Raw genomic sequence first — 24,488 nt, forward strand, 5'->3', positions numbered from 1 at the left:
ACGCGAGATGGAACGCATCGGCGTCTGGGTGGCGCTTTGGTTTATTGTCCTGCCGCTTGCGCGTAATCCATCGATCAGAACCGAGTCTCGTATTGATTTAGTCAGCTTTGACGGTACTTCATCGGAGAGCTTGAACCGACTTTCGCCGTTCACGGCACCCGTGAAACAGCTGATAGATGTCGATCCCCAACAAAGGCAAGCAATGGTTACAGCGTGTCCTCCTCGTTCCATGGCAGGTTGTCGCGGAATTCCTTCTAGCCCGGGCAAGACTGGTCGCTGATGCCGGCTGGACTCGGCTAGGCCGTGCGGCCCATCAGGTCCTCAAGTCGCGCCACCTGGCCCGAGCAGATAATGTTGGCATCGCCATACTGCGCCGCTTGTCTGAAATGATGCTGCAGCCCTTTTGGCTAGTAACATTCGAGTGCCTGGCGCGATCATTTACTGAACGATGTCAGGTTCGGCAGTCATTCGTCCTCAAGTTTCCGTTTCTTGTCGAGCAGCGCCTTGCACGCCTTCCATGACCTTGACGACTTCCAAAATCATGGCGACATCTTCTCTGGTGGGAACAAATCGATACGCCGCCATTATGGTCAGTTCGAAGACAATGTCGCCCTGACTCAGATCGTTAATATTTCTCTCCGAATAGGCGATCTGCTCTCGATAATCTCCAATGGTCGCCGCGGCGCGCTGAAACAGTCGGTCAGTTTCGGAAGGGGACAATTTTGAGATCTCGTTTGCGGCGCGGATCAGTTCGGAGACGTCACAGGTCACCGCATCTCCATTTCGAGTATCCCTTTCGCAGCCTCATAGATCGCGCCAAGAGCCGGCTCGGCAGCGTGGTGCTGCTCAAGCAGGTACAGGGCTTGCTCGTAGATCTCGCGAACCTCCGGGTCTGAGAGAATGCCTTTGGCTCCAAGCATCCCGACCAGGGAGGCAAGCAACGAGGACGACACCAGTTCGCTGGCAGCTAGGGCTTCAACACGGGGATCATCGGACATCTCACGCCTTTCTGAAATCTAACTACCATTGGATGCACACGATCAGCTCCTCGACTAGCGTCGGCAACCATCATCGAGCAGAGATACAGCTGAGCACAGTCGGCGACAAGGTTCACGGGCTAAGGCGGCGTGCGAGCGCTTTCATGTGTCTTGGATGTTGGCATTAGGCCGGTTGGCATCACGCAGCCTCTCCCATCGATCGAGCAGGTCTTCTGTCTCAGCGATTAGGAGGTCTCTTTGGGTATCATACACGCGGCGCATCGCATCGCCGCCTATCAGCTTGGGCTGCGCCTCTTCCTTAGCTATCGCATCCAGTCGGCGATGAATCGCCGCGAGGCGTTTGGTGATCTGATCGTCGTCCATCTGATTTCTCCCATGCTTTCCGCTCAGGACTGTTTTAGAGGTTCGGCCACATCAGCCAGATAGCTGCCGCATTGACGCCGGCCGCAACGGCCAAGCCGATAGAGGAGCGATGCCAGATTGCGAAGGCCCCAATCGCCATGGCGGCAATAGAGAACAGCAAGGGGTTCATTAGCGGTCGCCGTCTTCCCCGCTCGCACCAGAGGGTTATCTCCAGAGCGGCGTTGGATTTGCCAGTCGTTAACGCTGCCGCGCAAATATGGTTCAAGCGGCCGTGTACCAGTGCCGCTGACAAACCACCCAATCGCCCTGCTGCCGTAAGGTGGCAGGGCCCTTTTTGCGTTTAAGCGCCTCCCGTCCCTTCGCCGTCTTCCTCAAGCACCGGCACTTGTTGGTCAGGTCTTTTTTTGAACCTTCGGTTTTGTCTTGAGTGGTTTGAGCGCTGACTTTGCCGGTTTTGGCGACTTGGTGGTCTTTGTCGGCGGATTCTTCGGACCTGGGGTTCTTCCCACCTTCCAAAAAGCGTCTCGGGCGGATCATCGACCTTTTTCGATGCCTTCAGTCGGCAGTACGACGCATAAACGACAACATAACCGCACCGGATACGGCAGTCTCTGGAGTGAGTTACGTTCTAATGGACCGGGCGAAAATGGACACGTCTACTCTGCTGATTGCCCACAATGTGCTTAGACAACGCAGCATTCGCGGAACGGCGAGGCTGCTTGGGAAACCAGTCTCCAGCATTGCTGCCGCTATTGACCGATTAGAAGCGCAGATATCCGTGCCCTTGGTTCATAAGGCGGGGACAGGAATCGTCCTGACCCTTGAGGCCGAGAGGCTTTCGCCGTCCATCAGTCAACTTGCCGACCATATCCAAGATGTCATGGCCATTGGAAACCGCACCAGAAGCGATTTGTCATTGAGCCTCAGCGCGCTGTCTCGCTTTGTGCACGTGTCGGAAGCGGGAAGCATCCGTCGGGCGGCGAAGCAGTTGGGGCTCGGTCAGCCCCAACTTGCTCGTCAGATTGCACATGTAGAGACTACGCTCGGCTGCCGCTTGCTCAATCGCCACGTGGACGGAGCAAAAATGACGGAAGCGGGTAAGCGGCTAGTTAGGTCGACCCGAGCAATCGAAGCCATTTGGAATGAACTTGCGCACGAAGCTGCTGGGCGGTCGCGCCGAAGTGCTGCAACCATTAGACTTGGTTCGATCATCCCTATGGGGCATGACAGTTTTGTCGCCACCCTACTTGCCTCGCTTGTTTCAACGTGGGTCGACAACAAACCTCGCCAACCGCTTCTGGTTGCGAGCACGACAACTGAAGGTCTCATTGCAGGTCTGAAGAGCGGCACGTATGACGCCGTGTTCTTGAATAGCGTTAGTGTCCCAACGGATTTCGATGGCTTCCTCGTAGCCAACTCACCGCTGTCGCTCGTCGGTCAGTCGAGCGCTATGGGGTTCTTGCATGGCCCGGACGACTTGGCCAAGATCGCCCTGAATTCGCTCGTGGCGCTTCCTAGTCCAAAGAGTGGGCTACGCCAAATCATCAATCGTCTACTGGCCGAAATCCTCACTGAGGACGAGTTGAGGACGTTGAGGGTGATTGAAGTGGATTCGATGCCCGTCATCCTCAACCTGGTCCTCCGCCACGGGGCCGTTTCAGTGCTGCCTTCGGAATCCGTTACCAGCATCGGAGGAGATCTTTCTCAAATCTCGCTCCCTTCTGAGTACAACCTGCCATACTGGCTGGTTTGTGGGAGAAACGACGGCAGCCGCCAGACCGCTCTGGCGGTGCTGCACGTATTAAAGGGGCTGGGTTACGCACAGCACGCGAAATAGCATCCGTTAGCCGGAATGGCTGAACCTACCTACCAGGCCGCGCCAATTGGCTGGCAATCGCGCGCCCGGCAAGCCCGGCTCGCGATTGCACACCAAAAAGAGAATCCTTTGGACGCTCGTCAACGCGTGTGGCAGGCGAGGACTGCATCCCTGTCGAGATAGCCGATAGCCGTGCCGTCTGGTGCCATGACGTCCATGCCTTGAAGATTGTCATCGAGAATGCGTGCAAGCGCGACATGCAGGCTCGCATCCGGCGCGATGGACGTGCCTTTGGCTGCCGCCCGGGGTGCTGTCATAACACTGGCGACATTGATGAGGCTGAGCCGCTTTATCGTCCTGTCTGGCCCAAGGAAGTTCTTAACGAACTCGTTGGCGGGATTGGCAAGGATTGCCTCCGGACTATCGTACTGCAGCAACTGACCGTCGCGCATTATGGCCACCCGGTCGCCCATCTTGATCGCCTCATCGATGTCGTGGGTGACGATGACGACGGTCTTGCTGACCTTCTTGAGGATCTGCCGGAACTCATCCTGGAGGCGGACGCGAGTAATGGGATCGATCGCGCCAAAAGGCTCGTCCATCAGCATGATGGCCGGATCGGCGGCCAGGGCTCGCGCGAAGCCGACACGCTGCCGCTGGCCTCCCGACAATTCGTGTGGCAAGCGGTCGCGCATTACCGACGGGTCGAGGCTGACGAGTTCAAGAAGCTCATCGACCCGGCGGTCGGTGCGCGCCTTATCCCAGCCCAGCAGGCGCGGCACCGTGGCAATGTTGCGGGCTATCGTCATATGCGGGAACAGACCAACCTGCTGGATGACGTAGCCGATGGTCCGACGCAGTTGCTTGGGATCGGTATCGGCAACATTGTTGCCGCTGACGAGAACTCGCCCGCTGGTTGGCGTTTCCAGGCAGTTGATCATCCGCATGGTAGTCGTTTTGCCGCAACCTGAAGGGCCGATCATGGCGACAGTCGTCCCCGCTTCGATGTGAAGGTCGAGGTCATCTACCGCCGGGTGATTGCTGCCGGCGAAGTTCTTGGTGACATGTTCGAGGCGTATCATCTCAGTAATCCGTTTCCCGCTTCAGCGTCGGTATGAAACACTGCGTTCGAGCCAGCCGAAGGCCAGTTCCGCAAAGATCGCGAGGAACGCGATCGGAATAGCCCCTACAAGGAGCCGAGGCATGTCCATGATGGCTATGCCAGCATTGATGAAGTCGCCTAGGCCGCCTCCACCGATGAACGATGCCAGTGCGGCTCCGCCGATCACCTGGATGGCGGCCGTGCGGACGCCGGAGAGGATCGAAGGGACAGCCAGCGGCAACTCGATCTGCAAGAGAATCTCGGTCCGGCCCATTCCCATTCCATCGGCGGCGTCGAGAATGGCCGGATCTACTTCGCGAATGCCGATGATCGTATTGAGCAGCAAGGGCGGGATGGCCAAAACGACAAGCGCAATTACTGATGGCAGCAGACCAATGCCCAAGATGGGCATTGCGGCTGCAAGGATCGCGAGGCTCGGAATGGAGCGTGCGGCACCCGCAATATTGATTGTGACAAATGCCGCACGAGGCGACCTCGCAACGGCAATGCCCGTGGGAAGGGCGATTGCAAGCCCGATGCAAAGCGAAACAAGGCTCATCACCATGTGCCGATTGAATGCGCCAGTGAAGCTGCCGAGATTGGCTGCCATCCACTGAAAAGCTTCGACGACGATCATCAGGCTTGCCTCCCATTGCGCCGCTGCAGCGACTTTTCCAGTGAGGTCAGGAGAAAATCGGCGGATAGCGCTAGTGCCGAGGTCAGGAGCCCGCCAGCTATGATCTTTTCGGGGAAGCGCTGATCGATGCCCTGGAATATGATGACGCCGAGTCCGCCGGCGTTGATGTAGGCGGCAACTGTCGCGATACCGATGACAGTCACTACAGCGATACGGACTCCACCAACGATGTAGGGCATCGCAAGCGGCAACTCGACTTCCCAGATTCTACGAATGGTCCCGTAACCCATGCCGTGCGCCGCTTCGAGAATTTCGTGCGGGATTGACTGGAACCCGATCCCGATGTTGCGGACTAGGATCATCAACGAATAGGCGGCAAGCCCGAGGATTGCCGGCGCCGGCCCTATGCCCATCACGGGTATGAGCAGGGCGAACAGAGCGAGGCTGGGGATAGCGAAAAGAATGCTGGTCACAAGAATGATGGTGGTGAAAGTCCTTGGACGCCTTGCCGCCCAAATCCCGACGGCAAGCGAGATTATCAAAGCGATTCCCACCGAGGAGAAGACCAAATATAAATGTTCCACCATCGCTTCAACGAGCCGGGGGATGTTCTTCGGAACCCAAGTCAAAAACATTGCTCCTACTTATTCCGGTGCCGCGTGGATAGATCCCAGTCAATTCCCTGTGGCTTCACCACACCGCAAGCCTCTGATCGACAGCATCTGCACGTTCGGCAAGAATCCTGTAATCGGCCAAATCGGGAAGTGCGAACCGTACCAGACCGAGTTGGTGCAGCAACGCGCGCCCATCCTGGCTCTCATGGGTTCGCAACAAAGCCTGTCGCAGCGCGCTAACCATTTCTGCTGGGGCATAGGGAGACGTGACGAGTGGCGGACAAGGTGTCGGCTTCGTCGTAGCCAGGATTTGCAATCCTGCCACCGCATCCGGCTCGTGTAAGGCCAGCAACTCGTATGCGTAGGCGTCGATCGCGCCAACATCGATGCGTCCACTGCGCAGTGCCTCCAAGACCCCCGTGGGGTTGAGAAGTGGGCCGACCGGGCTTTGTTCGGGCGCGTTCCCGGCTAGAAGTTCGTCGAGGTGGCGGCGCGGCGCGTGGTATCCGGATTGGGAATCCCGTACTGTCCATCCCCAGATCGCAGCCGTCAGATCCGAAGCGGACTTTATCGGGCCATCGGCAGCGACCACTATATGGCTCGCATAATAGGGTCGGCCGCCAGCCCACGACGCTGCCGCCACTGGCGCAGCCAGAATCGTTGGGCGTCCTGCATCGCACCAGCGCGATAAGGGATAACCGCACATGAAAACGACCCCCATATCGGGCCGTTTCCAGAGTTCGGGCAGAGGCGCGGGCGAGGCGTAGGCGATAATGTCGAGTGCTACCCCCGCTTGACCGCTCAGCCATGCGAACAGATCGTCCCACCGCGCGCGCGCGCCTGCCGAGACATTGTACATTCGCGAACAGGCGATGAATTTGGTGACGCTCATGATCGGATCAGGCAAAACGAAGCTTCTGGCCGACATTCATGCGCCGTGCCTTTGCAACGATCGCAGCACCAAGTGCGACATCCGTGCTGCTGAGCCCGCGATGCCAAAACAAGATCGTCTCGTCGTCGCTCTCGCGACCTGGCTTGATGCCACAAACGATCTGACCCATCTCGGCGTGTAGTGACTCCAAAGTGACCTTGCCTTCGTCGACATGGCGGCGGAGCGCGCCGAAGGGGCGTCCAGGCTGGCACTGCCCCCAATCGTCGACAACGACTTTGTCCATGATGTCGGTGAGATCGAGTTCCAGCGCGCTCATCGTCCCGTAGGGAACCACGAATGCCCCCTTCTTCACCCAGCTTGTCTTAAATAGCGGAGCGGGCTCGGGCAGCCGGCTGGCCTCTACCATGATGTCGGCGCCCTTCAGGCAGTCCTCCCAGTTGTCTGTCACTATGATCTTCTTGCCGAGATCCTTGGATAGGCGCGCAGCAAAGCCCTCGCGGCTTTCGGGGCGGCGTGAGTGGACGCGAATCTCTTCGAAATCAAATAGATGGTCGAGCAGGCGGATGTTCCAGTAGGACGTGCCGCGGGCTCCGATGTGGCCCAGAATCTTACTGTTCTTGCGCGCAAGATGCTTTGCGCCGAGAGCCGTGATCGCACCGGTACGCATATCGGTGATGGCTGTAGCATCAATGATGGCCTTGGGCACGCCCGTACGTGGGTCAAACAGGTTCAATACTGCCAGCTCCGAGGGCAGGCCGACCTTGTAGTTTTCGACAAAATCACCGACTATCTTCACCCCGGCGAAGTCGAGCGGCTTTACGTAGCCCCTGAGTACGTTGAAATGTCCCTTGTCGGAACTTTCCGGAACAAGATGAACTCGGGGTTCAATCACCGTTTCACCACGCCCCTGGGCAGCCAGCGCTTCGGACACCGCGTCAAGGATTTCATCATTGGTCAGTTCCAGCGCCTTGGTGTCGAGGGCGTTGATGTAGTCGATCCAGATTTCCTGCATTTTTTTTGTCTTCTTCACATTTCAACTTGAGTGGAACTTTGAGCATCATTCCGTCCTGGTGGGGCCAGGCGCAGGACGGCCGCTCGTCCTGCCGTCGACGGCCAACCGGCCCGGCGCTGATATCGCCGGCTTTCGACCGTTTGTGCGGCACGTGCCATTGCCGGCCGGGTGATTGTTCCGGCCGGCTTGAACTGGGCCTCAGTCGAGCAGGCCTTTTTCCTTCAAGAAGGAAATGGCGACATCGCGAGCTTCTTCACGGTCGTTCTCAACGCGGGCGTTGAGGGTGCGCATGGTGGCGTTATCAAGATGGGTGCCGACAGTTTCGAGCAGGTCGGAGATTTTTGGATTGGCATCGAGCGTCTGCTGACGCACGACAGGCGCGACGTAGTAGGGCGGGAACAACCCCTTGTCGTCCTCCAATGCCACCAGGTTTTGTGACTCGATCTGCCAATCGGTGGCAGCGCCGTTCGCTGTATCGATGTCTTTTTGCTGGAGAGCATCGTAACGAAGCCCGAGCTTGGCGAACTGCTTGAATTCCTTGAATTCCGCGCCGTAGACCTTCTTCAGACCGGGCAGGCCATCCTTGCGCTCGGGGAATTCTGGCCCGCCGCCGAACACCATGGTGCCAGATACTTTGGCAAGGTCGGAAAGGCTCTTGAGATTGTTCTCCTGCGCGGTCTCCGCGCGTACGACAATGACGTAGCCGTTGTTGATGCCTGTGGGCTTCAGCCAGTTGAGCTTGAACTCCTTGGCATAGAAGTCTTTGACCTGATCATAGACCTTCTGAGCGTCAGTAGAAACGTCGCCCTTGACAACGGCCGACAGTGCGGTCCCGGTGTATTCCGGGTAGAGATCAATCTGACCCGTCGTCAAAGCTTGATGGGCGATCAAGGTGCCGCCGAGATTGATCTTGCGTTCCACCTGGAAGCCAGCGTCCTCCAGAACGGCGGCGTACATTTCCGCCAGGATAAATTGCTCGGTGAAATTCTTACTGCCGATCTTGATGGGTTCTGCGGCAGCTGTATGGAGCGTTGCTGCTGCCGTGATGAGAGTTGCGGCGATAGCCTTGGTAGTCCACTTTTTCATTGTCGGTTCCCTCTGTTTTCAAGTGGTCGTCTGATTTTCTTGCGGCTTGATGTCTGTGCCGTCCCCCTTCGAGGCGGACTTGTTGGTACCTTTGCTTAGTTCGGTGGTGGATGGGTCAGCGGCTCCCAACTGCGGACGAATTCGTGATCGCGTCCGCAAGGCGCATGAAATCCGGCCCTTGGGCCCGATCTTCTCCCAGTGGCTCGACAAGGTCGCGCACGAAGCGATAGGCGGCACCCGATCCCGCCCCGAGCTGGTCGCTGACGCCTCTGAGATCTGCCGCTTGCGCAGAAGCAGTGAGTTCGATGGCCACCAGGTAGCGGAGCCTCTCCACGATCTCCCGTGTCTTCGCGAGAACGCGAGGCGCCATCGAAGCCTGATCCTCAACTCCATCGGCGACGGGAATAGGGGTAAGCGAGACCGGATTGGCAAGATGGCGGATTTCTGCCTCGAGGGCGGAAACGGTCTTTTGGACGGTGGCGAACCCCGCACGGTTCTGGCTCATCGAAGTGAGGAAGCGCGGCAGGTCGGACATGCCCGGCGACATGATCTTCATCGTCCGGTACGCCGTTGCCGCGGCACAATGCGCCAGCGCTTGACCCAGCCGCTCCCAAGCCAGCACAAAAGCCGTCAGGTCGAAATTGGCATGCGATAGAATGAGGCCTTCCGATGCCAGAACTACGGGGTTGTCTCCCGAGCTCTCAAGTTCAATCAAGGTCGCTTCTCTGGCCTCAGCGATTGCATGCGACAGCGCTCCCCATACCTGTGGCGCGCAACGATAGCTCAACGGATCCTGCAGGCGCCGCGCCGCGCCTTCTTCCAGTAGTGAGCTCCCCGCAAGGACTTCGCGCAGGCGCTCCGCAACGGCCCGCTGGCCGAAAGCGGGTCGGGCAGCAAGCGCGCGGTCGTCAAACGCGGTCGTGTTGGCGCGGAAGGCTTCAAAGTTCAATGCTACGGCAAGAAGGGACCAGTCGAAAAGTCGATCGATATCGTGGACCAGTAGGCAAGCCTGCGAGACCGAAAGGCTGTTTGCGACAACGAGGGCGTGGCCGTCCTTCGGACCCAGGTCTATCGGCTCCAATCCTGCCCTGTTCAGCGCGTCCAACGCCGGCATCACCTCGCCACCAAACTCAGCCTCGCCATAGCCGAGAAGGGCGCGCGCCATGTGTGCGAGTGGCGCAAGATCGGCGGCGCCGATCGAGCCGAGCGATGGAACCACAGGATGAAATCCGGCGTTCAGCGCGGCAACCAATGATGTGACGATACCGGGCGAAACGCCCGCCCCTCCGGCCGCCATTCCAGCCAGTCTGACTGCCATCATCGCTCTGACCATTTCTCGCGGCAGATCCGCTCCAACCCCGACGGCGCGTGCCTGCGGCACCCTTATCTGGAAGGTCACCAGGTCATCGGCTGCCAGGCGAGTGTCCACTCCGGCACCGAGCCCGGTTGTCAATCCATAGGCAGGCAGGTTCAGCTCTGCATAGCGATCAACGACGGCTCGCGCGGCAGCGATGCGCTGCTCGACTTCGGGGGAGATTTCGATGCGCGCGTTCTCACGCGCTATTGCAACGATGTCGTTGATCGTCGCAGGAGGGGTCTTCAACACCACAGTCGCGGGCGCGTCAGTCATGCTCATATTACTTTCCGACGGACGCTGCCGTTGTCCGTCATGGTGGATTGTAGCTTCGAGGCGATGCTTTTCAGCCGGATAAGGGAATTGTTTGGTCAAGCGAGCCTCGCTACACCGTTGTCGAGAATAGTGGTGCCACGCGACGGCGCGACGCAGCGGAAGCGGATGTCCAGTCCGGTGCGCCACATCTGGAACTGCAGTGTATCTCCTGGGAAAGCTGGCGCGGTGAACCGGGCGGCAATCATGCCGAGCGCGGCGAGTTCCGACCCTGCCGTCATCCGCGAGATCACGTACCCGGCATGCCCAAAGGTGCACAGACCGTGCAGGATGGGTCGCGTAAAGCCACCACTTTTGGCAGCCGACGGATCAACGTGGAGGGGGTTTTGATCGCCATTGAGCCGATATAGGAGCGCCGCATCCTCGGCGATGCGCAGCTGGTGCGACGCGTCGGGTTGTTTGTTGGGCACAGGCGGTAGCGGTTCGGGCGGCCTGCCGGCGGAGCCACAGCCGCCATCACCCCGGCAAGCGTTGGTCTGTACGATCGTTGCCACGGGCTCGTCGGTACCCGCGAGGGACACCACACGCTCGAACGCTGCGAACATGCCTTTGCCAACGCCCCGGTCGATGACCGACAGGCTGCGCGCAGACGAAACCATGGAGGCGTCGAGAGGCATCGGGCGATGCACGGTGAGGCGGTGCTCTGCGTGGACCACTTGGCTCCAGTCGACACCAACCTGTTTCATCCACGGGCCCGCATGCGCCACCACATTGGCGAGCGTAGGGGCTGTCAGCAGGTCAGCTTCGTAAACATAGCGCAAGTGCGCTGTGTCCAGTGGCTGGGTTCCATACCCAACCGACATTGCGTAGAGGATGGCATCCTTGGCCGAAACGGTCTGGCGGGTTTTGGGAATGGCAAAATCCAGGATCGAGGCGGCAGGGATGCTCACGAGCCGTCTCCCGTGCCAGGCGCTTGCATACGCACTCCGCCAGCCAGGCGTACGCCGCCATCGACCGAAAGCAGTTCGCCTGTGACGAAAGCAGCGCCCTCGATCAGCCAAACCACTGCACCAGCGACGTCTTCGGGCGTGGCTACCCGCCCCAATGGTGCTGTCTCGGAATAGCGCTTCGCGAGCGCTGAGTAGGCGTCGGTTCCGAGCGTTTGGCGCATCCATCGCGTGTCAATCACGCCAGGACAGACGGCGTTGACCCGGATATCCGGCCCGCAGGTGCGAGCCAACGCCATGGTCAGCGCATTGAGCGCACCCTTTGACGCGGTATAGGCGAGCGAGCTACCGCCACCAGTGAAAGCAACGTTGGAAGAGACGTTGACAATGGCGCCTCCGCCGCTGGCGCGCATCGTTGGGATCGCTGCCCGGCACATCTGGTAGGCTCCGATCACGTTGACGGCAAAAACGTCTTGAAAATCGCTGGCGGACAGGCTTTCCAGATCGAAGGGGTTCGACTTCACGGTCATGGCGGCGTTGTTGACCAGCGCGTCGAGGCGACCCCAGCGATCGACGACTGCGCTAACCATCCCCCGGCAGGCGCCGTCGTCGGAGACGTCGCCCTGAACAACGATGACCTCGGCGCCCATCGTCCGGCAGGCATCGGCGGTGTCGTCGGCCTCGGCCTTGCTCCGGTTGTAGTTGACCGCAACGCGCGCGCCCCGCTCGGCAAACTGGCGCACGCAAGCCGCGCCGACGCCCGTGGCGGAGCCCGTGACGATGATCACTGACTCGCGAATGTTCATGCGACGAAATCTTTCATTGCGCCCGGCGCATAAAGGCGGGCATCCATCGTCAGGAGATGATCGGAAACCGCCACGCCTTGCGGCAGCCGCTCGGTGACATGCTTGCGTATGTCGATGCCGGGTGCCACTTCGGTAAGGGTCAGCCGACCGTCCAGCACCCTGAAGACCGCCCGTTCTGTGACGACTGTCTGCTCTTGCCCCGCAGGCGCATTGGCAGGGTCGGAACTGACCTGAGCGACCTGATCGACGATCTTACATGTCCGTCCGTCGGCGCCTATAGCGAGCCGGCCGTCGCGTATTTCGATTTCTGCACCACCTGTCGAGAACGAGCCGACATACACAATCCTGCCGGCAGTCTGCGAAATGTTAGTGAAGCCGCCGACTCCTACGATTGACTTGCCGAAGCGGCTGACGTTGACAGCGCCTCGAACGTCCACCTCGGCCATCCCAAGGAAGGCTATGTCGATGCCGCCGCCATCGTAAAAATCGAATTGGGATGCCTGGGGGATAACAGATGAAGGATTGATCGCGGCACCAAAGGAAAGTTCCTCGGCGGGAACGCCGCCGATGACGCCGGATTCGATCGTGACCGTATAGCCGCCGTGGTCTTCTTCGCTGGCAATGCGTCCAATCCCGGCAGGGATTCCTATGCCCAGATTGATGACCGGCTGGTCAAGGTGAAGAAGTTCCTGGAAGGCGCGGCGTTGAATGACCTTATCTACGGAGAGAGGCAGGGGCTCGAGGCTGGAGACGGCGGGGCGTAACTTGCCCGTATACGAGGGGTTGTCGGTCTCACCAAAGCTGATCCCGTGTTGGGCTGCGTCCTCGCAAACGACCACATAGTCGACCAGGGTGCCCGGAATTCGCACGTCGCTGGGCGCTAGCGAACCTCGCCGGGCGACCTGCTTGACCTGAACGATGACGACACCACCGGAATTGCGCCCTGCTTGTGCCATCGCCAGGACATCGAGAGGGAAGGCCTCGTCCTCGAGCGTTATGTTCCCGTCCTCGTCGGCTGTAGTACCGCGTAACAGCACGCAGTCGAGCGGCATGGACGGATAAAGCAGCCAGTCCCGGCCGCGCAAGGACACGCGCTCGACCATCGCCTCAGGTGTCGAGGCATTCATCCGGCCACCGCCATTGACCGGGTCCATAAAAGAACCAAGGCCTATATGCGTGATGACACCGGGCTGGCCGGCTGCGATCGCCCGGTACAACTGGGCGATGACCCCCTGGGGCCAACAATGGGCTTCGATCTTCTCTTCGAGAGCGAGATTGCCGAGCCGCGGCGTGCCGCGCCAGCCGCCGGCTATCACGCGCTTGACCAGCCCTTCGTAGCCGAAGTGTCCCATGCCTCGAGTTTTGCGGTCGCCCGTGCTGGCCGCAAAAAGCAGGGTCAGGGCGCGAGGGGCGGACTCGGCGAGGAACCTGTCTTCGACAGCGGCTGTTATCGCCTCAGGATGGCAGCATCCTCCGAAACCGGAGACAGCAACAGTCATCCCATCGCGCAGCTTTTCAGCTGCTTCGCGGGCAGAAATGATTAGCATGAGTTCCTCTGGGGTTTCTTATTTTGTATAGACAAACACAGGTTGCGACCTTTGCAAAGTCCCTATGACCTAACGTCACGGTGTACATGTTTTGGGATATCCCAAATGCGCAAAAACGGTCTACGATGCCAAAAACTTGCGCATCATCAGAGATGAAATAGCTATCTCGCTCAGAGACTTAAGTTCGGCGTCCCGCGCCGTTGCTCATGCCCTATGACGCCAAGTGGACGGGCCCATTGGAGCGGTCTTTGCACTCACCGACAACCAATTCGCGAAATGTCTCGCTCGCTCGCGTGCGGTGCCTTTCGCGATGGCGTATGAGGCTGAACCCACGTGAAGGTAGGGCGAGTGGTAAGGTGATGAGCTTTCCAGTGCTTACAGCTGCCTGCACCACAGTTTCGGATAGGGCCGTGGCAAACTGTCCAGCTTCGACCGCTGCACAGATGGCTTCGTTGGACGGGAGTTCAATTGCCACCCGTAGATGGTTGGGGTCGAGTCCGTGGGTACGCAATGCATCCTCGAAACTCGATCGCGTGCCTGAACCAGGTTCGCGCAATACCCATTCAGTTTGATGAAGCTCGTGGATGAGGGCGGGCGGACGACTTGCCCAGGGATGATTGCTGCCGACTACGATAACGAGCCGATCGGTGGCTACAAGTTCGACAGAGACAGAAGGTTCGTCGATGGTTCCTTCGATGAAGCCAATGTCTGCAGCACCAACCATAACAGCCTTCGTGCACTGTGCAGTGTTGCCAACCTCGATTTTCAGGTCGACCTGCGGATAGCGGCAGTGGAAGTGCACAAGCAGGCGTGGCAGCCAGTAGCTCGCGATGGTCTGGCTCGCGAAGACTGATAGTGTGCCGCGTCTGATGCCGCCCAAGTCCGCCATCGCGGTCTCGGCGACCCGAACTCTGGCCAAGATGGCTTTGGCCTCTTCGGCCAGTGCTTTGCCAGCTTCGGTCAGTTCTATCCGGCGGCCGACCCGGTGGAATAATTTCACGTCGTGTCGCGTCTCGAGCGCATGGATCGCGCCACTCACGGTCGATTGTGTCAGGTTCAGGGCTTCTGCGGCGCGCGTCACATGCTCCCGTTCAGCAACCGCCAAGAATATTCGAAGCTGCTCGAGCGTCACAGTGGCGCGCCTTTTGGATTGTGCTGGCTCAGTTGGCCAGCGCCTGTCAGGCTTGCCGCTGACTGGCGTGTTGCCTCGCCTTAGCTCATCAGCGAAACGAGGCCTAGTCCGACAGCTGCAATAAACAACGTTGCAAGACCAGAAAGAAAAAGTGGCCGAAAGCCCCTCTGTCTGAGCTTCGAAAAGTTCGTTCCCAGCCCCAACGCGCCCATCGCCGCAGTTAGAAGGACCGGGGTGAAGGACAAGATGGGCGCGCGGACCTGTTCGGGCACTAGTCCGGAACTGTTGAGCATCGTCAGCAGCAGGAACCCAACAATGAATGTCGGGAACACCTGCATGCCTGTGCGTCGGCGAGACGGGTCGTCGGCAGGACTTGCAGCCAGCACTGCAATGCCGACCACCAGCGGGGCCAGCATCATAACTCGTGCCAGTTTGGCTACGACCGCAGTTTGGCCCGCGATTTCGCCGCCTTGAAAGCCTGCGCCCACCACCTGTGCAACCTCATGCACGGAAAGGCCGATCCACAATCCATAGTTATGCGGGTCCAGCCCGAGAACGACTTGGAGGAAAGGGTAGAGGAACATCGCAATGGTGCCGAACAGGGTAATGCATGCCACCGCATAAGCCACGTCCTCGTCATCGGCTTTTGCGACCGCATTGGCACCCGCGATGGCGGATGCCCCGCAAACCGATGTCCCCGCGGCAAGTAGCAGTGTGAGCTTGCGGTCAATTCCAAGGATCCTGCCCATCCAGACAGTGAAGAAGAAGGTCAATGCCAGGGTCGTGGCCGCAAAGGCCAAACCCGTGACACCGATGCTGGCCAGTTGTCCGAAGGTCAGTTGCAGGCCAAGCAGGGCGACTGCCAGGCGCAGCAGCCTCTTGCCCGCCATTCCTACGCCAGCATTCGCTTCCGTTGAAAAGCCCACGGTGTTTGCAAACAGCATTCCCACGAAAATCGCAGAGATCATCGGGCTCAGGGCCGAGAAAAAGGGCAGGTGACGCAATCCATATGCGGAGGCGGTAATCACCGCAACGAGTACCAGGCCTGGAACGTAGCTGGCGACTCCACTGGCTTTCCGCGGAGCAAGAACTATCGATGGGTGGCTCAAGTTTGCATTCCGAGTCGGAGTTGAATGCTGAACCCATAGAAAGATTTTTCCTCAAATTCCAATTGGAATGGAAGATCATTCTAATCGTCGTTCCCGAACGATGGGCTACTGCCACGCATTTATGGCGATTGGGACTATTGCCTAAGTCTACTTCCTAGCAGGGTTGTGAGGCGCTCCTAATTCCGTATCTGTTATCCGACGGTGGCTAGTCGCAATCCCGCGCAGACCTGCGATTGCCTGATGTAGGTAGCGAGCCGCATGGCTTGTCGGGCAGATTAGATATACGGGCGAAGGAACTCAGGCGCGCCGGCAATAACCTTGAGCTTTTCCAGTCTCAATCCAAGGAGCGCGATGCTGTGGGGCAAATAGGCCGAGGCGCGCCGGTCAAGGACGAATTGCAAGCCAAGATAGGCCCGGTTGACAGTGATTGCAGGTGCCGAGCCATCTGGTGTCCGCGCGGAACTGCTCGCTCCACTCGATATGGACGTAGTAGCCTTCCCACTCATCGGCACGGTCGCTGTCGCAGACTACGACCAGCCGTTCAACCAGGACTGACACGGCGGCACAAAAACGAGCCCCAAGTCGAGGAAACCCACGGGCGCATCAGCGTGTACCAGGGGCTGCTCAGCCCCCAAGGCAGGCTGGCGCCGCGCTCCGTCTAGGCGCGTCCTATGGTTTGATAGCGGGGATCAACAAGCAGACGTAACGCCAACAGATTCTTCGGGCAGATTCCAAATCCCCTTCCTCATAGTCGCGGGCGATCTGCCAGAAGAAGCCGTCTATCAAGGCTACGATGCCGTTGACGGTATCGTCGACCTGACTCGCGGGAACCAACTGTTTGACGGCGTAGCGGATGTTAGAAACGAAACGCGCGCCCGTCAGCTGATAGAGATGCTTGATGCGCGGCTCGGTCTGGGAAGCGATCATGAACTGCATCCACGCCGCCGCGCGCTTGGGCGCGCCCAAGTGCTGCGGCGCGAACGAGCCGTCGACGATCGCCCGCAGCCGCTGCACCGGCGTCGGATTTGCCGGCGCCAGCTTGAGAATATCCTGACGAAACAGGTTCGACAGATTACGCATGGCCAGGGCCATCAGCTCTTCCTTGCTGTCGAAATAGTGATTGACCAGCCCGGCCGACATTCCAGCGCGCCGAGCGATGGCTGCCATGGTGGCGGCGGACATACCTTCGTCCCCGATGACAGCGACCGCGGCGTCCATCAATTCTTCCCGGCGCATCGCCTTGATTGATCGTTTCGCCATTGCATTGCCTTTCAGTTCGTGCATTGATTAGCCATTCAATATATTAAATCATCATTCAATCAAAGCCGGAGTTCGTATGCCCAGCGTCATTATTTCCAGGGTCAGAACTGTCGAAACCCAATGGATTCCGCTTGCCGACGGCCGCCAGCTGGCCGCACGCCTGTTCCTGCCAGAAGACGCCGAAGACAATCCCGTCCCGCTGATCCTCGAATACATACCGTATCGCCGTCGCGACGGCACGCGCACGGGCGATGAGGAGATGCATCTTTTCTTCGCCGGCCACGGCTATGCCTGCGCCCGCGTCGACATTGCCGGCACCGGCGATTCCGAAGGCCTGCTCGACGACGAATATGTCAAGCGCGAGCAGGACGACGCGCTGGAGATTCTTGACCATCTTTGCGCGCAGCCCTGGTGCACCGGCGTGGCCGGCATGATCGGCAATAGTTGGGGCGGGTTTTCCGGCTTGCAGGTCGCAGCGCGCCGTCCGCCGCAATTGAAGGCGATCGTCACGTCCTGCTCGACCGACGATCGTTACGCTTGCGACGCGCACTATAATGGTGGTCTGCTGCTCAACGATAATTTCGGCTGGGGCGGGGCGCTGTTTAGCTATTCGGCGCTGCCGCCGGACCCGGCCATCGTCGGCGAGGATCGCTGGCGGCAGATGTGGAAGGACCGGCTCGACAACCACAAGAGCCATGCCGCTGAATGGCTGAAGCATCAGCGTCGCGACGCGTTCTGGAAGCAGGGTTCGGTGTGCGAGGATTTTTCCGCCATCGAGTGCGCCGTGCTGGCGGTCGGAGGCTACCTTGATGGCTATACGCAGACCATCTTCAGCCTGGTCGAGAACCTCAAGGGGTTGGCCAAAGGCCTTTGCGGCCCGTGGGGCCACAAGGAACCGAACTATGGCGTACCCGGCCCTGCAGTCGGTTACCTGCAAGAATGCGTCCGCTGGTACGATCACTGGCTGAAGGGCATCGACAACGGCGCCGACCGCGAGCCGGACATGCGCCTCTACCTGATGGACTATGCCACGCCGCATTCGCATATCGATTTCAGGCCAGGCCGCTGGCTGGGTTTTCCGCAATGGCCGGCAAAGCAGATCGGCGACAAGACCTGGTGGTTGAACGGCGACGGCAAGCTCAGCGAAACGCAGGATGCCGGTGGGGCGAGGCCGACCATTTCCTCGCCGCTCACCACCGGCGTGCAAGGGCAGGAATGGTGCCCCTATGGCCAGGGCCGAATCTCGTCCGAGGGCGCGCGCGACCAGCGGGCCGATGATGGCGGCTCGCTGTGCTTCGACAGCTTGGTGATGGATGCTGACCTACCGCTTGCCGGCATAGCGAAAATCAGGCTGCGCGTCGCCGCCGATAAGCCGCAGGCGCAAATCTGCGTCAGGCTGAACGATGTGGCGCCTGATGGCACCTCCGCCTTTATCACCTTTGCGTTGCTAAATCTCACGCACCGCGAGAGCCACGAGTTTCCCACGCCCTTGACGCCGGGCCAGTTCGAGGATGTCGAGCTGGACTTCAAGCCGGTGGCACAGATCGTGCCGAAGGGGCACAGGCTGCGGGTGGCGATTTCATCGTCCTACTGGCCGATGGCCTGGCCGTCGCCGGAGCACACGATGCTGACACTCGACCCGAAGGGCTGCCGGCTCGATCTGTCGGTCTTGGCCAGCGAAGACGGCCTGGCACCCGTCGCTTTCGAGGATGCGCTGTGGGCGCACCCTGGTCCGGTGACGATCAAGGAGCCGGCGCGCCAGCTGCGCTCGCTGACGACCGATCTGCCGACCGGACGCACCGAACTGACGGCACTGTCCGACGATGGCCGCTTCGTCTTCGAGGAAACCGGCACAGAGATCACCTCTTGGCGCCGCAAGGTCTATGGGATCACCGACAACGACCCGGCGAGCTGTGTGACGCAAGTGACCTGCCATGAGGAATTGATCAGGCCCGATTGGAACGCACGGCTCGATTGCGGAATAACCATCAGCTGCGACCGCGACAATTTCTACGCCCGCGGCTGGGTCAAGGCTTACGAACGGGGAACGGTCTTCGCCGAGCGGACTTACGACGAGGTCATTCCACGCGATTGCATGTAGCCAACAAAAAAAGGGGAACAAAATGCGCATGAAACTCGACCGCAGAACATTCCTGGCCGGCTCGTCCGCACTGGCGATCCTGCCCTATGTCAGCTTCGCGCGGGCGGCTGACAGAACCAACCCGATCATCGCGCTCGATGCCGATATTGGCAATCTCGATCCGGGCAATCGCGTCGGCACCACCGAAGGCAACATCATTCGTTCGGTTTGCCAGACGCTGGTGCGGTTCGAGCCGGGCAAGACTACCTGGACCAACGACGCGGCCAAGGAGATCAAGCAGATTTCCGATACCGAGTTCGTCTTCGAACTCAACCCCGGCCAGATGTTCACCGGTGGCTTCGGCGAGATGACAGCCGACGACGTCAAATACTCGTTCGACCGCTACATCAATGGCGACAAGAACGGCAAGAAGCTTGCCTATGCCGACGACTTGAAGGCGCTCAAATCCGTCGAAGTCACCGGCAAATACACTGGCAAGTTGATCCTCAAGCATCCCTCGGCCGCACTTTGGCTGATCGGCATCTGCGACGCGTCAGGTGCGATCCTGTCCAAGAAGGCCATCGAACAATTGGGCGACAAGATCGCCACCACACTGATCGGTTCCGGACCGATGACTCTTAAGGAATGGCGCCCGAAGGAACAGTTCGTGCTCGCCGCCAATCCCGACTACAAGGGGCCGTACAAGGCGCATTTCGAGGCGATCACCGGCAAGATCATTCCCGAGCGCAAGACCTCGTTCCTGTCCTATCAGGCCAAGGAGCTCGACTTCACCGCCTTCGATGCCGACCAGCTCGACACCGCCAAGGGCCTGCCGGACACCAGGGTTATCGACATTCCTGGGATCGACTACACCTGGATCGGCATCAATGTGCAAAGGGGCGATCTCGCCGACCTTAAGGTGCGCCAGGCGATCCGTTGGGCGATCGACGTCGATGCGATCATCCAGGGTGCCTATTCCGGCGCCTCTTCGCGCGCCAAGACGCTGCTGGCGCCCGGCCTGCTCGGCAACTGGGCCGATGCGCCGCTCTACACGAGGGATCTCGCCAAGGCAAAGGCGCTGCTCGTCGAGACCGGCAAGACGGGGCTGACCTTCACCTTCACGTGTCTCAACGACGCGACATCGCTGGCGGTGGCGCAGATCGCTCAGGCCAATCTCGCCGAAGTCGGCATCATGCTCACCATCAACGCGATGGATTCAGGCGCCTACTGGGCGCTCGGTGCCGACGATGCTGGCAAGGATCTCGAACTGACGCTCATTGCCTACACCTCCAAGTTCGACCCGAGCTTCCAGACGCAGTGGTTCCTCGCCAGCCAGATCGGCCTGTGGAACTGGCAACGCTGGAACAATCCCGAATTCGACAAGCTCCACCAGGAGGGCCTGGAGACGCTGGACAAGGCCAAGCGCGAGGAGATCTACATAAAGATGCAGAAGCTGCTCGATGAATCGGCTTCCTGCATCTGGGTCACTCACGGCCGCCATTTCTTCGTCGATGCAGCTTGGCTGAAGCCAATGTTCCTGCCCAATGGCAAGGACTGGCAATTTGAGTTCTTTGACAAGGCGTGAGGTCATGAGAGGCGAGATGTCGATGGACCAGATGACCAGTTGGGGCAGACCAGACGCAGAGCCCCGTTTATGAATAGATCGCAACGCACCGCCGCTTTCATCGCGAGTCGTCTGGCATCGGTGGCGCTGACCATCGTCGGCGCCACGCTGCTTCTGTTCCTGATGGTGCGTCTCGTGCCGGGAGACTTCACCTCGGTGATGCTCGGCCCGCGAGCAACGCCCGAGCTTCGCGCCCAGATAACCCACGATATGGGCCTGGACCGAAACATGATCGAGCAGCTCTGGCTGTTCGCCAGCCGCGCCGCGACCGGCAATTTCGGCGAGGATGTCGTCTCGCGCCGGCCGATCCTCGACATCGTTCTCGATGTCATTCCCAACACGCTGGCCCTGGCTTTCAGCGCGCTGGCGTTGGCGCTGATCGTCGGCATTCCGATCGGCGTCATCGCGGCGCTGAAACCGGGGTCGTGGCTCGACAGTGGCTTGGCCCTGCTTTCGATCTCCTTCATTACGACGCCGACGCTCGTGGTCTCGGTCATCCTCTTCCTGATCTTCGCCATCGGCCTGCACTGGTTGCCGGTGGCCGGTGCCGGTGAGCCCGGCGACATCGCGGACCGGCTACGGCACCTGATCCTGCCCAGCGTGGCGCTGGCGCTCGGCTGGGTGGGCTACATCTCGCGCCTGGTGCGCGCGGCGCTGCTTGACACACTGGCTGAGCTGCATGTGCGCACGATGCGCGCCTATGGTGTATCGGAATACCGTATCGTTGGCCTGTACGCACTGAAGCTCGCTTTGGTGCCGGTCGTGTCTATCCTCGGCATTGGGCTCGGTGACCTGATCGGCAGTTCGGTCGTCGTCGAGATCATCTTCGCCCGCTCCGGCATCGGCAGCCTGATCTTCAACTCGATCGCGCAACGCAACTACCCCGTGGTCCAGGCCTGCGTCGTCTTTATCGTCGCCTTCTACATCGTCGCCAACCTGGTAGTTGATATGATCAACGCGCTGCTCGACCCGCGCATCTCGGGGGCCCGCAGATGAGCGGATTGGTCGTGACGCTCAAACGCATCTGCTCTGAACGCGACGGCCGGCTTGGGCTGGCCTTCACCTTGGCTATCCTCGTGTTCGCGCTGGTCGGCCCGCTTGTCAGTCCCGATCCCAATGCGATCAACATCAAGGCCCGCTTTGCGCAGCCGGGACTGACGCATCTGCTCGGCACCGACAATCTCGGTCGCGACCTGATGGCGCGCACCTCGGTTGGAACGCGCTATGCGTTGACGCTGGCAGTGATGATCGTCGTCATCTCGTCGATCATCGGCTCGCTGATCGGCATTGTCGCCGGCATCGCCGGCGCTTGGATAGATCGGGCAGTGATGGCGGTCTTCGATATCGTCAACGCGTTCCCACCGCTCATCCTGGCCTTCGCGCTGATCGCGCTTTACGGGAAGGGCTCGGCGACCTTCGTGCTGCTGGTCACCGTCGTCTTCATTCCCCAATTCGGCCGCATGGCACGGGCCAGGGCGCAGACCTTGCGCAATCTGAGCTTCATCGAAGCTGAGCGCATGCTCGCTGTTCACCCCGTTACCATCGTGGTCAGGCATTACCTGCCCAATGTCGCCGGTCCGATCATCGTGCTGGCCAGCATGAACCTGCCTGTCGTAATCGCCTTCGAGGCATCACTCTCCTTCCTCGGCTTTGGCGTACAGCCGCCGAAATCCTCGCTGGGCACGCTGATCAAGGACGGCTTCATGTCGATTAACCAATCCTGGTGGCCGACCGTCGCCGCCGCCCTGGTGCTGGCCATTGCCACACTCGGCGCAACCTTGCTCGGCGAGGCGCTGCGGCGTGTCATCGACCCCAAAACGGCGAGTGTGAGCTGATGGCGATTTCCGTGCGCAACCTGTCGGTCGACTATAGCCTGCCACATGGCACCGCGCATGCACTGCGCGACGTTTCCCTGGAGATTCAGAAGGGCGAACTGCTCGGGCTGGTCGGCGAATCCGGCAGCGGAAAATCGACCGTCGCCTTCGCACTGATGGGCCTGCTCGCCAACAACGCCAAGGTTATATCAGGCACAGCGAAGATCGACGGCAAAAGTTTCGACCTGACCAAGCCCAACGCGACGGCGGCGCTGCGCGGCCGCGGCATGGCGATGATCTTTCAGGATCCGATGCTCTCGCTCAATCCGGTGTTCACCGTTGGCACGCAGCTCTGCGAAGTGCTGCGCCGGCGCTCTCCCGGCAGCGACCGCAAGACACGCATAGGGATGGCCGAAGACGCGCTCGACAAGGTCAAGCTGAGCAACCCGCAGCGGCGGATGGGCCAATATCCGCACGAGCTGTCCGGCGGCATGCGCCAGCGCGTAGTGATCGCCATGGCGCTCTTGTCGGAGCCGGCGCTGCTGATCGCTGACGAGCCGACCACCGCGCTCGACGTGACGGTCGAGGCGCAGATCATGCGCGAAATAATCGGCCTTCGCGACCGCATTGGCTGCGCCGTGCTTCTGATCACCCACAGCCTCGGCTTGGTCACCGAATATTGCGACAAGCTTTCGGTACTCTATGCCGGCGAAAGACTGGAAAGCGGTACGGTCAACGAAGTGCAGCAACAGCCCGGCCATCCCTATACCCGCATGCTGTTCGACTGCGAGGTGCAAATCGACCGCGAGCGCCATGCCGATGCCTCTGAGAATCGCTTCACGGTGATTGCCGGCGAGCTGCCGGATACACGCCAGCGGCCGCCCGGCTGCATCTTCAACGGACGCTGCGACGTCTCGTTCGCGGATTGCGCTGTTGTCGATCCCGGCGATTATCCCGTCGGCAACGATACGGAGCACAGCGCCCGCTGTCTTCGGCTGGAGACGCCGTGATGGACGCGATCTCGATCAACAATGCGCGGTTGCGCTTTGGCGAAACCGCCGCGCTCGACGGCGTCTCGCTCTCCATTCCACAAAACAAATGTTTCGGCATTGTTGGCGAATCCGGCTCTGGCAAGACGACGCTAATGCGCGCCATTCTTGGCCTGCAGAAGCTCGATCAGGGCGATATCCGTATACTGGGCAATCCGCTGGTGCATAGCCGCGCGGCACGCAAGCAACGCGCGAACTTCATCCAGCCGATCTTTCAGGATCCGGCCGCGTCGCTGTCACCGCGCAGCCGCATCAGAACACTGATGAACGAGGTCGCCACAGTATTGAAGGAGCCGCTCGCGACGACCGATGAGCGGCTGCGCGTCATCCTGAACCGGCTTGGCCTGTCGCAGAGCGTCGTCGACAAATACCCGCATGAGATCAGCGGCGGACAGGCGAGGCGGGTGGCTATTGCCCGGGCGCTGCTGATGAGGCCGTCGATCCTTGTCGCCGACGAGCCGACCGCCGGTCTCGATGTCTCCGTTCAGGGCGATCTACTCAACCTCTTGCAAGACATCAGGCGGTCGGAAAAGATCACGCTTGTCGTCATCAGCCACAATCTGGCGATTGTGCGGCTCATCGCCGAAAACGCAATCGTCATGCGCGCGGGAAAAGTTGTTGAGGGCGGCGACGTTGGTTCGCTGTTCAGGTCGCCACGGGAAGCCTACACTCGCGAATTGCTGGCGGCGTGGCCGAGCATCACGCAGGCGGGGCCACCCGCAAGGCTTGTTGACGTTCAGGATCACGGTGAGCTTGGATTGTGATCAAGCTGCGGATGGATTTATTTGTGCTGACTGACGCCCAACGGGCGGCGAAGATGGAACCGCATTGCCTCGGCAAGCCGAGCGACCCCGGGCGTGTAAGATCCACGCCATATCACAGCAGGCACGCGCGCAACTTCTGCAGCTCGTTTGCACTCATGAAACAAGGCTGGCGCAAAGCAGCTACTCGGCCCTGTCTCCCACACACAAAC

Annotated in this window: 26 protein-coding genes; 9 read left to right on the forward strand and 17 right to left on the reverse strand. The window is 60.0% G+C overall.

What is annotated here, in order from left to right:
• Window positions 1–7 precede the first annotated feature (7 nt).
• The gene (locus tag IHE39_RS16850; protein WP_192567261.1) at window positions 8–280 is read left to right on the forward strand and encodes a hypothetical protein; all 273 of its coding nucleotides are present in this window, start codon (window positions 8–10) and stop codon (window positions 278–280) included.
• A 194-nt stretch (window positions 281–474) separates the two neighbouring features.
• Here the strand turns inward: IHE39_RS16850 and IHE39_RS16855 are convergent, their stop codons facing one another.
• From IHE39_RS16855 to IHE39_RS30950, 4 genes are all read right to left on the reverse strand, one after another.
• Window positions 475–771, reverse strand: coding sequence for a hypothetical protein (locus IHE39_RS16855; RefSeq protein WP_192567262.1), 297 nt, complete (start codon window positions 769–771; stop codon window positions 475–477).
• On the reverse strand, window positions 768–998 hold the full coding sequence (locus IHE39_RS16860) for a hypothetical protein (protein WP_184773656.1): 231 nt from the start codon (window positions 996–998) through the stop codon (window positions 768–770). Before IHE39_RS16860 ends, IHE39_RS16855 begins: the two co-directional genes overlap by 4 nt.
• 141 nt (window positions 999–1,139) lie before the next feature.
• Window positions 1,140–1,361, reverse strand: a complete 222-nt coding sequence (locus IHE39_RS16865) for a hypothetical protein (RefSeq protein WP_192567263.1) — start codon at window positions 1,359–1,361, stop codon at window positions 1,140–1,142.
• Between the two features lie 34 nt (window positions 1,362–1,395).
• Window positions 1,396–1,530 carry a hypothetical protein gene (locus IHE39_RS30950; RefSeq protein ID WP_281399373.1) on the reverse strand — a complete coding sequence of 45 codons (135 nt, stop codon included), beginning with the start codon at window positions 1,528–1,530 and terminating at the stop codon, window positions 1,396–1,398.
• A 447-nt stretch (window positions 1,531–1,977) separates the two neighbouring features.
• Here IHE39_RS30950 and IHE39_RS16870 point away from each other — a divergent pair, with 447 nt between their 5' ends.
• Window positions 1,978–3,198 (forward strand): LysR family transcriptional regulator, encoded by a 1,221-nt coding sequence (locus IHE39_RS16870; RefSeq protein ID WP_192567264.1) that lies wholly within the window; start codon window positions 1,978–1,980, stop codon window positions 3,196–3,198.
• Between the two features lie 119 nt (window positions 3,199–3,317).
• On the opposite strand, the gene IHE39_RS16875 is transcribed toward IHE39_RS16870, so the two are convergent.
• From IHE39_RS16875 to IHE39_RS16930, 12 genes are all read right to left on the reverse strand, one after another.
• On the reverse strand, window positions 3,318–4,259 hold the full coding sequence (locus tag IHE39_RS16875; protein WP_192567265.1) for an ABC transporter ATP-binding protein: 942 nt from the start codon (window positions 4,257–4,259) through the stop codon (window positions 3,318–3,320).
• 21 nt (window positions 4,260–4,280) lie between these two features.
• Complete coding sequence (locus IHE39_RS16880) at window positions 4,281–4,916, reverse strand: ABC transporter permease (protein ID WP_192567266.1); 636 nt, start codon at window positions 4,914–4,916, stop codon at window positions 4,281–4,283.
• A complete protein-coding gene (locus IHE39_RS16885) occupies window positions 4,916–5,545 on the reverse strand; it encodes an ABC transporter permease (protein WP_192567507.1) in 630 nt (209 codons plus the stop codon). Before IHE39_RS16885 ends, IHE39_RS16880 begins: the two co-directional genes overlap by 1 nt.
• A gap of 61 nt (window positions 5,546–5,606) precedes the next feature.
• Window positions 5,607–6,458, reverse strand: a complete 852-nt coding sequence (locus IHE39_RS16890) for a phosphate/phosphite/phosphonate ABC transporter substrate-binding protein (protein ID WP_343070096.1) — start codon at window positions 6,456–6,458, stop codon at window positions 5,607–5,609.
• Complete coding sequence (locus IHE39_RS16895) at window positions 6,430–7,434, reverse strand: ornithine cyclodeaminase family protein (RefSeq protein ID WP_192567268.1); 1,005 nt, start codon at window positions 7,432–7,434, stop codon at window positions 6,430–6,432. The genes IHE39_RS16890 and IHE39_RS16895 overlap by 29 nt, the downstream gene beginning before the upstream one ends.
• A gap of 198 nt (window positions 7,435–7,632) precedes the next feature.
• Window positions 7,633–8,520, reverse strand: coding sequence for a glycine betaine ABC transporter substrate-binding protein (locus tag IHE39_RS16900; RefSeq protein WP_192567269.1), 888 nt, complete (start codon window positions 8,518–8,520; stop codon window positions 7,633–7,635).
• A gap of 115 nt (window positions 8,521–8,635) precedes the next feature.
• Entirely contained in the window at window positions 8,636–10,156 is a 1,521-nt protein-coding gene (locus IHE39_RS16905) for an HAL/PAL/TAL family ammonia-lyase (protein ID WP_192567508.1), read from the reverse strand.
• 89 nt (window positions 10,157–10,245) lie between these two features.
• Window positions 10,246–11,097 carry a MaoC/PaaZ C-terminal domain-containing protein gene (locus IHE39_RS16910; protein WP_192567270.1) on the reverse strand — a complete coding sequence of 284 codons (852 nt, stop codon included), beginning with the start codon at window positions 11,095–11,097 and terminating at the stop codon, window positions 10,246–10,248.
• Window positions 11,094–11,900: an SDR family NAD(P)-dependent oxidoreductase gene (locus tag IHE39_RS16915; RefSeq protein ID WP_192567271.1), complete on the reverse strand. Its 807-nt coding sequence runs from the start codon at window positions 11,898–11,900 to the stop codon at window positions 11,094–11,096. The genes IHE39_RS16910 and IHE39_RS16915 overlap by 4 nt, the downstream gene beginning before the upstream one ends.
• Window positions 11,897–13,447, reverse strand: coding sequence for an acyl CoA:acetate/3-ketoacid CoA transferase (locus tag IHE39_RS16920; protein WP_192567272.1), 1,551 nt, complete (start codon window positions 13,445–13,447; stop codon window positions 11,897–11,899). Before IHE39_RS16920 ends, IHE39_RS16915 begins: the two co-directional genes overlap by 4 nt.
• Before the next feature lie 211 nt (window positions 13,448–13,658).
• The gene (locus tag IHE39_RS16925; protein ID WP_192567273.1) at window positions 13,659–14,579 is read right to left on the reverse strand and encodes a LysR substrate-binding domain-containing protein; all 921 of its coding nucleotides are present in this window, start codon (window positions 14,577–14,579) and stop codon (window positions 13,659–13,661) included.
• A gap of 80 nt (window positions 14,580–14,659) precedes the next feature.
• Entirely contained in the window at window positions 14,660–15,688 is a 1,029-nt protein-coding gene (locus tag IHE39_RS16930) for a YeiH family protein (protein ID WP_192567274.1), read from the reverse strand.
• A gap of 417 nt (window positions 15,689–16,105) precedes the next feature.
• On the opposite strand from IHE39_RS16930, the gene IHE39_RS16935 reads away from it, so the two are divergent.
• On the forward strand, window positions 16,106–16,243 hold the full coding sequence (locus tag IHE39_RS16935; protein ID WP_192567275.1) for a hypothetical protein: 138 nt from the start codon (window positions 16,106–16,108) through the stop codon (window positions 16,241–16,243).
• Window positions 16,244–16,357: 114 nt separating this feature from the next.
• On the opposite strand, the gene betI is transcribed toward IHE39_RS16935, so the two are convergent.
• Entirely contained in the window at window positions 16,358–16,972 is a 615-nt protein-coding gene (gene betI, locus IHE39_RS16940; RefSeq protein ID WP_192567276.1) for a transcriptional regulator BetI, read from the reverse strand.
• A 52-nt stretch (window positions 16,973–17,024) separates the two neighbouring features.
• Here betI and IHE39_RS16945 point away from each other — a divergent pair, with 52 nt between their 5' ends.
• The 6 genes from IHE39_RS16945 to IHE39_RS16970 all read left to right on the forward strand — a co-directional run bounded on the left by IHE39_RS16945 (window position 17,025) and on the right by IHE39_RS16970 (window position 24,279).
• Entirely contained in the window at window positions 17,025–19,049 is a 2,025-nt protein-coding gene (locus tag IHE39_RS16945; protein ID WP_192567277.1) for a CocE/NonD family hydrolase, read from the forward strand.
• A 22-nt stretch (window positions 19,050–19,071) separates the two neighbouring features.
• Window positions 19,072–20,613, forward strand: coding sequence for an ABC transporter substrate-binding protein (locus IHE39_RS16950; protein ID WP_192567278.1), 1,542 nt, complete (start codon window positions 19,072–19,074; stop codon window positions 20,611–20,613).
• Window positions 20,614–20,682: 69 nt separating this feature from the next.
• Entirely contained in the window at window positions 20,683–21,648 is a 966-nt protein-coding gene (locus IHE39_RS16955) for an ABC transporter permease (RefSeq protein WP_192567279.1), read from the forward strand.
• Complete coding sequence (locus tag IHE39_RS16960; RefSeq protein ID WP_192567280.1) at window positions 21,645–22,487, forward strand: ABC transporter permease; 843 nt, start codon at window positions 21,645–21,647, stop codon at window positions 22,485–22,487. The genes IHE39_RS16955 and IHE39_RS16960 overlap by 4 nt, the downstream gene beginning before the upstream one ends.
• A complete protein-coding gene (locus IHE39_RS16965) occupies window positions 22,487–23,476 on the forward strand; it encodes an ABC transporter ATP-binding protein (protein ID WP_192567281.1) in 990 nt (329 codons plus the stop codon). Before IHE39_RS16960 ends, IHE39_RS16965 begins: the two co-directional genes overlap by 1 nt.
• Window positions 23,476–24,279 (forward strand): ABC transporter ATP-binding protein, encoded by an 804-nt coding sequence (locus IHE39_RS16970; RefSeq protein WP_192567282.1) that lies wholly within the window; start codon window positions 23,476–23,478, stop codon window positions 24,277–24,279. Before IHE39_RS16965 ends, IHE39_RS16970 begins: the two co-directional genes overlap by 1 nt.
• Window positions 24,280–24,488: the final 209 nt, after the last annotated feature.

Source organism: Aminobacter carboxidus, from assembly GCF_014863355.1.
Classification (GTDB): Bacteria; Pseudomonadota; Alphaproteobacteria; order Rhizobiales; family Rhizobiaceae; genus Aminobacter; species Aminobacter carboxidus.